This is a genomic window from Corynebacterium sp. MSK218 (assembly GCF_030232655.1).
In the GTDB taxonomy this organism is placed as follows: domain Bacteria; phylum Actinomycetota; class Actinomycetes; order Mycobacteriales; family Mycobacteriaceae; genus Corynebacterium.
Genome location: NZ_JASPGN010000017.1, coordinates 40180 through 51026, shown reverse-complemented (window position 1 = coordinate 51026; position 10847 = coordinate 40180). Strand labels below are relative to the sequence as shown.

At 60.6% G+C, this 10847-nt stretch carries 8 protein-coding genes; 5 read left to right on the top strand and 3 right to left on the bottom strand.

What is annotated here, in order from left to right:
• Positions 1 to 176: 176 nt before the first annotated feature.
• Positions 177 to 1304 carry an HNH endonuclease signature motif containing protein gene (locus tag QP922_RS11920; protein WP_284809723.1) on the bottom strand — a complete coding sequence of 376 codons (1128 nt, stop codon included), beginning with the start codon at positions 1302 to 1304 and terminating at the stop codon, positions 177 to 179.
• Positions 1305 to 1451: 147 nt separating this feature from the next.
• Between QP922_RS11920 and QP922_RS11915 the strand changes: the two genes are divergently transcribed.
• Both QP922_RS11915 and QP922_RS11910 read left to right on the top strand, forming a co-directional pair.
• Complete coding sequence (locus QP922_RS11915) at positions 1452 to 3056, top strand: peptide ABC transporter substrate-binding protein (protein WP_284809722.1); 1605 nt, start codon at positions 1452 to 1454, stop codon at positions 3054 to 3056.
• Positions 3057 to 3078: 22 nt separating this feature from the next.
• A complete protein-coding gene (locus QP922_RS11910) occupies positions 3079 to 3471 on the top strand; it encodes an arsenate reductase/protein-tyrosine-phosphatase family protein (protein ID WP_070670961.1) in 393 nt (130 codons plus the stop codon).
• Positions 3472 to 3627: 156 nt separating this feature from the next.
• On the opposite strand, the gene glgB is transcribed toward QP922_RS11910, so the two are convergent.
• The gene (gene glgB, locus QP922_RS11905) at positions 3628 to 5748 is read right to left on the bottom strand and encodes a 1,4-alpha-glucan branching protein GlgB (RefSeq protein ID WP_284809720.1); all 2121 of its coding nucleotides are present in this window, start codon (positions 5746 to 5748) and stop codon (positions 3628 to 3630) included.
• A gap of 48 nt (positions 5749 to 5796) precedes the next feature.
• Positions 5797 to 7803, bottom strand: a complete 2007-nt coding sequence (locus tag QP922_RS11900) for a maltotransferase domain-containing protein (protein WP_284809719.1) — start codon at positions 7801 to 7803, stop codon at positions 5797 to 5799.
• A gap of 119 nt (positions 7804 to 7922) precedes the next feature.
• On the opposite strand from QP922_RS11900, the gene QP922_RS11895 reads away from it, so the two are divergent.
• The 3 genes from QP922_RS11895 (at position 7923) to QP922_RS11885 (ending at position 10813) form a co-directional block, all read left to right on the top strand.
• A complete protein-coding gene (locus QP922_RS11895) occupies positions 7923 to 8735 on the top strand; it encodes an ABC transporter ATP-binding protein (protein WP_284809724.1) in 813 nt (270 codons plus the stop codon).
• A 65-nt stretch (positions 8736 to 8800) separates the two neighbouring features.
• Positions 8801 to 9628 carry an NUDIX hydrolase gene (locus QP922_RS11890; RefSeq protein WP_284809718.1) on the top strand — a complete coding sequence of 276 codons (828 nt, stop codon included), beginning with the start codon at positions 8801 to 8803 and terminating at the stop codon, positions 9626 to 9628.
• A gap of 33 nt (positions 9629 to 9661) precedes the next feature.
• On the top strand, positions 9662 to 10813 hold the full coding sequence (locus QP922_RS11885; protein ID WP_284809716.1) for a THUMP-like domain-containing protein: 1152 nt from the start codon (positions 9662 to 9664) through the stop codon (positions 10811 to 10813).
• The last annotated feature ends 34 nt before the right edge of the window (positions 10814 to 10847 follow it).

The following is a 10847-nucleotide window of genomic DNA, read 5'->3' as shown; positions in this document are numbered from 1 at the left end:
CAGCTCGCTAGCGCGCTGTATTGATACCTAGTCTCGCTGTCTGACCCGTCAACCTTTTCTGGTTGGCGGGTGTCATCGTCTCTGCATTCGCCTCGGCCAAATCCAGGATCGTCGATGTGCCCGCTGACCGTGGTGTGGTTGGCGGGTTTCATCGTCTTGGCGTGGGGTGCGAAGCTTCAGCTCGCACCCGGTGGGTCGGGTGGTTGGCTTGTTTCTGGCGGCGGGTCGGGCGGCTGGCCTGTTGTCTGCTCAGCGGCGAGTCTTGCTATTGCTTCTTGGTATTCGGGCATGGCGGTAATTGGTACACCCCAGGGCGGGATGTAGCTCACTCCGGTATTCAACCGGAACATGTAACCACGCCCTGTGGGCCGTTTCGGGTCATCGTCGTTAATGCCGTTGTGGTAGGCGCACAGGAAGGTGAGGTTTTTGATGTTGGTGAATCCTCCTGCCTGCCAGGGGATGAGGTGGTGGACTTCGCAGTAATCAGCTGGTTTGTTGCAGCCATCGCGTGAGCAGGTTTGGAATTCAGCTGCCAGGCTGATGCGTTGTTTCCAGCTGGCATGCCGCTGGAGCCTATAAGAGTTAACCGGGCCTTCAAGGGGGTGGATGATGGTGGCGTAGCCAATCTCGGCAAACTTGTAGGCTAAGAAGTCTGCCCCGGTCATGCGTGCGCCGTTGGTGAGGTTAAGTTCGATTTCCTCCCCATCACCGTTGATAATTTGGTCGAGTTCGTTGAGGGTGACTACGACTTGAGCGTGTACGGCGGGTTTGGTTCCAATGCCGCCGGTGACGATGACGGTGCGGGCAGCGTCAAGCAGGTTTGTTTTATTAACGGATTCTAGGGTGCCTCTGATGTCGGCGATGACGGTTGGGGTGTCGGTGATGGTGATGGAGTTGGGTCCCTTGGAGCGGTAGGTGAAGCGTACTCCGGGTTTAGCTATGCGTTTGGCACGAAGCTCCTTTAAACGCTTGGTGGCGACGTGGCGGATTTTGTGGGCGGGGGTGCCGGCAAGTTTGATGCGTAGGTTCCACGCGTCGAGGTCTTTGTTGACTTTGGCGGTGTAGGACTCAATCAGGGCAAGAATACTAAGGCTATGTTTCTGTGCCACCGCAGCAGCACGTGCCTTCTTCTGTTTGCCGGTAAAGCGGGTTTGCCCGAAGTAGGTGCGGTGAAGGTGGGCAAGCTCAGTAGCGTCATTGGCGTCGGCGCCGAGCGTGCGGAGCTCGTCGGGTGAGCTGGTTGCTTGTTCCACTAGCGCGATCCCCGAGTTGCGGTAGTGGAAGTAGGTTTCTAATACCCCCATGGCCACGAAGCTTAAAGCAGGCCCAAAGGCCCCGCAACCGGAGCAGCGAAAAGTTTCCCAAAGCTCCTCGGGTGTGAATTGAGTAATGCTACATTCTAAAAAGTGTTGTAACGCACATCTCAGTGTTGCTCTGACAGAAGGAATCTCATGCGCACATCTCGCACTCTCCAAACCGCTACCGCACTGTTGGGCGCAGTGGCACTCACTGTGCCACTGGCCGCGTGTGGCGGGAGCTCACAAGAGGCGGTGGCCGGTGGCGATGCCATCGTCCGCGTGCCCGGGACTGAGCCCCAGCAGGGGCTTATCCCTGCAATGACGAATGAGAACGGCGGCGGGCGCGTCGTCGATATGCTTTACTCGGGCCTCATCTATTACGACGCTGACGGTGAGGTCCACAATGAGATGGCGGAGTCCATCGACAAGGAAGGGGAGAAGACCTACAAGGTCACCCTTAAGCCGGACATCACCTTCTCAGACGGAACGCCGGTTACGGCCACGACATTCGTCGATACGTGGAATTATGCGGTGGCGAACGAGCAGCTCAACGAGAGCTTCTTTTCCTCCATCAAGGGCTACGGCGAGGGCGTGAAGGAGATGGAAGGGCTCAAGGTCCTCGATGACCGCACCTTCACCATCGAACTGACCCAGCCGGAGAGTGACTTCCCGTCGCGCCTGGGCTATAACGCCTACTTCCCGCTGCCGCCGGAAGCCCTCGACGATCCGCAGGGCTTTGGTGAAAGCCCGGTTTCCAATGGTCCGTACCGGCTCAAGGAATGGAACCACAATCAGAACATTATTCTGGAGCCGAACCCGGAATACGGCGGGGAGCGCACGCCGAAGAATGATGGCCTCGAGTTCGTCTTCTACGCTGACAGCGGTGCCTCCTACATGGACCTGCTCTCCAATAACCTCGATGTGCTTGAGGCTATCCCGTCTTCGGCATTCGGTAATTACGAGCAGGACTTGGGCGAGCGCCAGGAAACGAAGCCGGCTGCTACTTACCTAGAGATGTCCATCCACGTGGACACCCCACACTTTAGTGGGGAAGAGGGCACGCTGCGTCGCCGTGCGGTGTCGATGGCTATCAACCGCGAGGAAATCGCGAAGACCATCTTCCACGGCACTCGCACACCAGCCCGCGAGTTCACGTCGCCAGTGCTCACCGGCTATAGCGACAGCCTGCCAGGCTCGGAGAATCTGGACTTTAACCCCGAGGAGGCCAAGAAGCTGTGGGCCGAGGCCGACAAGAAGTACGGCGCCTTCGAAGACACCTTCCCCATCAACTACAACACCGATGGTGACAACAAGGACTGGGCTGATGCCGTGGCCAATAGCATCAGCAACACCTTGGGTATCCGAGCCGTGGGTAACCCTTATCCGGACTTTAAGTCCTTCCGTGAGGCCTACCGCTCTGAACGCATGGACGGCGCCTACCGCACCGCCTGGTTCGCGGACTATCCGTCGATGGGCAACTTCCTCGGCCCGAACTTCACCACGGGCGTGGCCTCCAATGACTCGAAGTACTCCAACCCAGAGTTCGATGAGCTCATCGTCAAGGCCAATGGCGCCAATTCCCCGGAGGAAGCCGCCAAACTCTATAACCAGGCCCAGGAGTTGCTCCTGCGTGACCTTCCTGCCATTCCGCTCTTCTACCCGAACGTCGTCGGCGGATGGTCGGAGAACGTCAGCAACGTGACCTTCAACTGGAAGTCCCTGCCGGTTTACTACGAGATCGAGAAAACAGCTCAGTAATCATCGTCTACAGTACGGAGGTATGACCTCCGTACTTTTTCTCTGCAACACCAACCGTGGCAAGTCTCAGATGGCTGCCGCTCTAGCCAAGAAGCACGCGCCGGATTGGGAGATTTATTCTGCTGGCGTGCAAACCACCGAGCAGCACCGTGAGCAGGGCGTGAATGCCGAGGCGCGGGCCTCTCTGACAAAGGTCGGCGCGGACATGTCAGGAACGCCGACGCTGCTTGATGCCGAACTCGCGTCTTCGGTGGATCACGTCATCATCGTCGGTGATGCCGACTATGACGGAGTGGCTGAGCGTTGGGAGATTGAGGACCCGTCCGTGCGTGGCCTAGAGGGAGATGAGCGTATGGATGCGCTGCGCGATGACATTGATGCTCGCGTAAGAGCTTTCCTTGATGCTCACGCGTAGGACTGAAAACTGAAACTGCCTGATCTGCCAAAAGTAGGGGCTGGAATTCGATCCCAGCGGTGATCTTTGGCGGATCGGGCAGTTGTGTCTCTCAGGCCTTGCTTGCGATGAGCGTGAGCACGCGCCGAGCCAGGCTCGGCGCCTAGGCCACTCAGCTTAGCCGCGGAAGGCATACCACTGCACCGAGTTGGCCGGCAGGTGCAGCTGTACGTGGTTGCCTTCGGAGCGCACGCGGTGGGCAAGGTCGTTGCCAGCGCCCTGGTAGACGGCGTCGTCGGTGTTGATGACTAACTCCCACTCGCCATCGCGCGGCACCCAGAGGTCATAGTTCGGCACGGAGCTGCCGGAGAAGTTGCACACCGCGAGAAGCGCGGAGCCGTCCTTGCCGTAGCGCACGTAGCCCAACATGTTGTTGTCGGAGTCATCCGCCTTGACCCATTGGAAGCCGTCCTGAGTGTAATCCTGCGACCACAGTGCTGGGTGTTGCTTGTACACCACGTTGAGATCACGCACGAGGCGCTTGATGCCGTGGTGCCACTCATTGCCCCAGCCTTCCAGGTTGGACCAGTCCACGGAGTTGCCCTCAGACCACTCGGTGGTCTGGCCGAACTCCTGGCCCATGAACATCAGCTGCTTGCCGGGGTGGGAGAACATGTAGCCGTAGAGGGCACGCAGGCCGGCGGCCTTATTCCAGTCATCGCCCGGCATACGCTCCCACAGGGAGCCCTTGCCGTGGACAACCTCATCGTGGCTAAACGGCAGCACGTAGCGCTCGGAGTAGGCGTAGACCATGGAGAAGGTCAGCTCACCGTGGTGGTAGCGGCGGTGGATGGGCTCGTGCTTGAAGTACTCCAAGGTGTCGTTCATCCAGCCCATGTTCCACTTCAGGTTAAAGCCAAGGCCGCCCTCATGCGTCGGTGCGGTAACACCTGGCCAGGAGGTGGATTCCTCCGCAATGGTGAGCACGCCCGGGTGGGTTCGGTTGAGGGTAGCGTTGGTTTCCTGGAGGAATTGGACCGCTTCAAGGTTCTCGCGGCCGCCGTAGATGTTGGGCAGCCATTCATCGCGGGAGTAATCCAAGTAGAGCATGGAAGCCACGGCGTCGACACGCAGGCCGTCGATGTGGAACTCCTCAGCCCAGTAGAGGGCATTAGCCACGAGGAAGTTGCGTACCTCGTTGCGGCCGAAGTCGAAGACGTAGGTGCCCCAGTCAGCCTGTTCGCCGCGGCGCGGGTCGGGGTGCTCGTAGAGCGCCTGGCCGTCGAAGCGGCCCAGTGCCCATTCATCCTTGGGGAAGTGGGCAGGGACCCAGTCGATGATGACGCCAATGCCAGCCTTGTGCAGATCATTGATAAGCGCACGCAGCTCGTCCGGAGTACCCCAGCGTGCAGACGGAGCGTAGTAACCCGAGACCTGGTATCCCCAGGAACCGCCGAAGGGGTGCTCGGCTACAGGCAGCATTTCCACGTGGGTAAAGCCATGCTCGAGAAGATAGGGGATGAGTTCCTCGCGGAGGCTGTTGTAGTTGGCACCAATCTTCCAGGAACCCACGTGTAGCTCGTAGATGCTCATCGGCACATCGAGGTCATCGTTGCGCTGCGACATCCAGTCCTCATCAGTCCACGCAAAGTCGGACTTCGTCACCACCGAGGCGGTTTCCGGTGGGGCAATGGTGCGCTTGGCCAGAGGATCAGCCTTGTCGACGCGCGGCGAATTCTTGCCGTGGACGGCGAATTTGTAGCGCTCGCCCTCACCGACGCCCGGGATGAAGACCTCCCAAATGCCCGTAGAGCCGAGGCTGCGCATAGGGAACTGGGTAGGGTTCCAGCCGCAGAAGTCACCGACAACGGCCACGCCCTCCGCGTTGGGCGCCCACACGGCAAAGGCAGTACCGGTGACGTCACCCATGTCGGTGGTATAGGTCTTGAGATTGGCGCCGAGGACATCCCACAGGCGCTCATGGCGGCCCTCACCAATGAGGTGCTGGTCCAAGGTCCCCAAAGTGGGCAGGAAATGGTAGCCATCAGCCACCTCAACAGCGGGCTGGCCCGGGTAGGTGATGCGCAGGCGGTAATCGGCTTCAACCGCCAGCGGGGCCTCCCAGATGTCATCGCCCACCGCGGTCATGGCGATGGTCTCTTCCGCGGTGACGAGCTCGACGGCTTCGGCACCGGGGCGGCGGGTGCGGACGGTTCCTTGATGCCACCCATAAAAATCATGGGGAGCATGGTGGCGGCAGGAATTAAGGCGTTCACGATCGGTGGCCGGGATGTTCATACTGACCAAATTACCTAACTCTCGTCACCCGCGCGGGCCAAAAGACAACTAGGCGCGGTAGTCCTCCACGCGGCGCCACGCCAGCTGCTCCTGCAGGTCATGGTCGGCAGGAGGCAGGATGAAGACATGGGCGACGTCGCGAAGCGGCTCCAGGCGTACAAAGTTGCGGTCGGACCATTCGTAGGCCGAGCCACTAATAGCATCCTGGACGGTGAAGTGGTCACCCGGGTAGCGGCCCACAGCCGGCAAATCCAGGTAGACCGTCGCCTCCTGAGCATTGCGCGGATCGAGATTCACCACGACCAAAACCACGTTGCCGGTCGCAGCATCCGCCTTGGAGTAGGCGAGGATGGCCTCGTTATCTGTGTTGTGGAAGCGCAAGGTTCGCAGTTGCTGCAGAGCGGGGTTCTCACGACGGATGAGGTTGAGCAGGCGGATATAGGATTCCAAGGAGTCGCCGGATTTCACGGCTGCCTGGAAGTCACGGGGACGCAACTCGTACTTCTCCGAATCGAGGTATTCCTCGCTGCCTGGCTTCACGGCCTGGTGCTCGTAGAGCTCAAAGCCGGAGTACACACCCCACAGCGGGGAGAGCGTAGCGGCCAGGGTGGCGCGGATGGCGAACATGGCGCGCCCGCCAGTCTGCAGGGATTCGTGGAGGATATCCGGGGTATTGACAAAGAGGTTGGGGCGGCAAATATCGGCCTGTTCCACGTGCATCTCCGCGAACTTGGTCAGGTCATACTTGGAGGTCTGCCACGTGAAGTAGGTGTAGGACTGGGTAAAGCCTGCCTTAGCCAGGCCGAAGAGGCGCGGGGCGCGGGTAAAGGCCTCAGACAGGAAGATGACCTCTGGGTGGGTCACGTGCACCTTGGAAATAAGCCAGTTCCAAAAGTTGGTGGGCTTGGTGTGCGGGTTATCCACGCGGAAGGTGGTGACACCGGCTTCGACCCAGATCATGACGATGCGATAAATCTCGGCGTAGATGGCGTCCGGGTCGTTATCGAAGTTCAGCGGGTAGATGTCCTGGTACTTCTTGGGTGGGTTTTCGGCGTAGGCAATGGTGCCGTCGGCAAGCACGGTGAAAAACTCCGGATTGCTCTTCGCCCACGGGTGATCCGGGGAGGCCTGGAGTGCGAGGTCAAGGGCGACTTCGAGGCCTAACTCCTCGGCCTTCTTCACCAAGGTCTTGAAATCCTCCATCGTGCCCAGTTCCGGGTGAGTGGTGGAATGATCCTGGATGGCCCACGGTGAGCCGACATCGCCGGGCTCAGCCACAACGGAGTTGTTCTTGCCCTTGCGGTGCACCTCACCAATGGGATGAATCGGCGGAAAGTACACGGTGTCAAAGCCCATGGCCGCCACGCGCTCAAGTGCCTGCGCGGTGGTCTCAAAGGTGCCGTGTACCGGATTGCCCTCGGCGTCCCACCCACCCGTGGAGCGCGGGAAGAGCTCATACCAGGAGTTAAACAGTGCCTCGCGGCGCTCCACCAGGACTTCGTGGATGTCACCTTCCACGAGGAGGTGGCGCAGTGGGTGGTGGTGCAGAATCTCAGCGACCTCATCAGAAAGCGCGGTACGCACGCGCTTATCGACGTCCCCCTGCTCATCCCGCAGCGCCTTCGACGCCTCAAAGAGCAGCTCAGCCTTCTCGCTGGGGCTCTGAATCGCGGCTTCTTCGAAAAGCTCAGCGCCGTGGAGAAGATCGTTGTTGAGCTCGCGGGCCGATTGGCCGGCTTCCATCTTCTTGGTAACGGCGTTGCGCCACGTAGCCATAGGATCGGACCAGGCATCAACGCGGAAGAACCAACGGCCGGGGGTAGCCGGGGTAAAGACGCCATGGACGCGGTCCTGGTTGTCCGGATCCACCGTCATAGTGGCGGAGGAGGTGGAGGGCGATTCGGTATTCCATACCGACAGGGTTGCGGCAACGGCGTCGTGGCCCTCGCGCCATACCAATGCGGTGACAGGGATAACCTCGCCCACCACGGCTTTCGAGGCTACGTTTCCAGACAGAGAAGGGCGGACATCGTCGATACCAAGGCGTTGAGTCATGCCCCTTAGAATAATGCAGCTGTGCCAGTTTCACCGGGGGAAGACTGTGTCAGTTACACCGGGGACGGAAAATATCGGCCACAATGGGGTTTGTGAACACTCCTGAGCAAACTGGCGATATGAACTTAGAGAACCAGCCCACCGATGAGGACTGGCTCATCGACTTCCGCGGCGTTGAGCTGCGCCGAGGCGGCAATACCCTCGTCGGCCCCGTTGACTGGCAGGTTGAGCTCGATGAGCGGTGGGTCATCATCGGGCCCAATGGTGCGGGCAAGACCTCGCTCGTGCGCATGGCCGCTGCTGAGGAATTCCCGTCTGCCGGCGTGGCTTACCTGATGGGCGAGCGCATCGGCAAGACCGATATGCGCGATCTCCGCGCGGCCATTGGCATTTCTTCGGCCGCCGTGCAGCACCGCATCCCGGACGGCGAGCGTGTCGATGACCTCGTGGTCTCCGCTGGCTATGCCGTACTCGGCCGCTGGCGCGAGAACTATCAGGATATGGACTTCTCCCGTGCCGATGACATCCTGGCTCAAGTAGGCGCTTTGCACCTGGCCAAGCGCACGTGGGGAACGCTGTCGGAAGGTGAGAAGAAGCGCGTCATCTTAGCCCGCGCGCTCATGTCCAACCCGGAGCTTCTCATCCTGGATGAGCCCTCCGCCGGCATGGACTTGGGCGGCCGCGAGGACCTCGTGGGTTACCTGGGTGATTTGGCCTTGGACCCGGATGCCCCTGCCATCGTCATGATTACGCACCACGTTGAGGAAATCCCTTACGGGTTTACGCATGCGATGATCCTGGATGAGGGTAGAGTCGTGGCCAAAGGGCTCATCAATACGGTGCTTACATCGAAGAACCTCTCCACGGCCTTCCACCAGCCCATCCAGGTGGACCGAATCGGGGAGAGGTACTTCGCCCGCCGTATTCGATAGTCCCCCAAGCCCTAGATAGCAGCCCTTGATAGCGCTTGCGCGATATCAATGACACGGAAAGTTGCATGAGCCAGCCCGATCACGACGCCCTGGATGCCATCGATAGTGGCGATACCACCGGCTTCAACGGCGCACGCTTGGCCGCAACCGTCCTCCTGCTGCGCGATAGCCCCGACGGCATCCAAGTGTGGATCCAAGAACGCGTCCACACCATGCGCAACTACCCCGGGCACGTGGTCTTTCCCGGCGGGGGAGTAGACCCCCGCGATTTCCCGCCCCGCTCCTGGGATTCCGGCGAGCTGTGGGCTGGGCGCTCCGTGGTCTCCATGGCGCGGCGCATGGGCGTAACGAAGTACAAGGCCCATGCCCTCGTCTTCGCCGCCGCACGCGAGCTCTTCGAAGAATCCGGCACGCTGCTGGCCATCCGGGACGACGGCATCGTCTCCGACGCCTCCCGCTATCACCGCGAACGCGAACTGCTGGAGACTCACGCCATCTCGTTTACAGAGTTCCTCTCCCACAACGGAATGCGCGTCGATGCCGACATGCTCCTGCCGTGGTCACGCTGGGCCGGGGAAGTCAAGAAACAGTGGTTCGACACCTTCTTCTTTATTGGCGTGCTGCCAGAAGGCCAAGAACCCGATGGCGATACCGGTGAGGCCGACGATGCCGGATGGTTCGACCCACAGCTCGTCCTCGACGGCTGGCGCGCCGGGCTCGTTCGCCTTGCTATCCCCACCTGGGCGCAGCTCAAACGCCTAGCTTCCTACCGAAGCGTGCAGGAGGTCATGGATGACGCCTCTTTCTCCGACCTGCGCCCCATCATCGGTGACCCCGAAGATGATGAACGCTACCGCGAATTCTTCACCACCTTTCCCGTCAACCGTATCTAGACTGGCTTTGAGAACAATCCTTAAGAACGCACCATGAGCTACACCCTGGACGAAGTTTCCTTCCTTAGTGAGAACGCATCCGTCATCGACGCCGCCGCAACGAACCTGGAGGGGACGAAGAAGGGGCATCTGAGGGACGTCGCCAAGCTCCAGGCCCAGTTTGGGGACTATGGGCGCGCCGTGGCCGAACTGCTGAAAGCCCGGCGTTCCGGCAAGCTGCCACAGGATTGGCTCATGGACCACGATTCCGCACAACAGGCCACGGCGCCGGCAGTCGCTGAGTACCGCGCGCAGTTCCTTAAAGCACGCGGCGTCGACCTCGTTCACGACCTCACCTGCTCCATCGGCACAGAGGGGCAGGCCTATGCGCCCGGCACATATGTGGGCAGCGACCTCGACGCCTCCCGCGTGGCCATGGCGCAACACAACATTGAGCACCCGGTCTTCCGTGCCGATGCGCTTACCACCACAACCACCGCCCGGGTCTGCATCGCCGACCCCGCCCGCCGCCAAGGTGGAAAACGCATCACCCGCCTCGACCAACTCCTGCCGCCACCGCAGGACCTGCTCGATAGCCACGGTGAACTCGCTATCAAATGCGCGCCGGGCATCGACCATTCGGAGTGGGAAGGTCTAGCCTGCGTGGCCAGCCTCGACGGCGGGGTCAAAGAGACCTGCCTATATACGCAGGGACTTGGAACAGGGAAGAGAGCGGTCATCCTCAACGCAACGCCCGAAGGACTACACACAGACATCATCGAGGATGACCTCGACGAAGACGAGCTACCCGAGGCCGGGCCCATCGGGCGCTTCCTCATCGACCCCGACGGCGCCATCGTGCGCGCCGGGCTGGTGCGCTACTACGCCGCGCGGGAAGGGCTGCACCAGCTGGACCCGCGCATTGCCTACCTCACCGGCGAGCGCCTGCCGGAGGGCACCTCGGGATTTGAATTCATCGAGATGGTGCCCATGAGGAAGCTCAAGGCGGCCATGGCCGCACACGATGTGGGCTCCCTGGAGATCTTGGTACGCGGGCAAGATGTGGACCCGGACCAGCTGCGCAAGAAGCTCAAGCTCAAGGGCTCGACGGCCAAGACGCTCGTGGTCACCCGCATTGGGGCCAAGGGAGTCGCGGTGCTGTGCGGACCGCGAGTAGTATCGACCGAAGGTAATTACGCACCCTAATAGTTTCAAAATTTACGGAAGGGGAAGTGCCCAC

Coding starts and splice junctions, on each gene's coding strand:
- QP922_RS11920 (WP_284809723.1), bottom strand. CDS start 1,304: ATGGGGGTATTAGAAACCTACTTCCACTACCGCAACTCGGGGATCGCG.
- QP922_RS11915 (WP_284809722.1), top strand. CDS start 1,452: ATGCGCACATCTCGCACTCTCCAAACCGCTACCGCACTGTTGGGCGCA.
- QP922_RS11910 (WP_070670961.1), top strand. CDS start 3,079: ATGACCTCCGTACTTTTTCTCTGCAACACCAACCGTGGCAAGTCTCAG.
- glgB (WP_284809720.1), bottom strand. CDS start 5,748: ATGAACATCCCGGCCACCGATCGTGAACGCCTTAATTCCTGCCGCCAC.
- QP922_RS11900 (WP_284809719.1), bottom strand. CDS start 7,803: ATGACTCAACGCCTTGGTATCGACGATGTCCGCCCTTCTCTGTCTGGA.
- QP922_RS11895 (WP_284809724.1), top strand. CDS start 7,923: ATGAACTTAGAGAACCAGCCCACCGATGAGGACTGGCTCATCGACTTC.
- QP922_RS11890 (WP_284809718.1), top strand. CDS start 8,801: ATGAGCCAGCCCGATCACGACGCCCTGGATGCCATCGATAGTGGCGAT.
- QP922_RS11885 (WP_284809716.1), top strand. CDS start 9,662: ATGAGCTACACCCTGGACGAAGTTTCCTTCCTTAGTGAGAACGCATCC.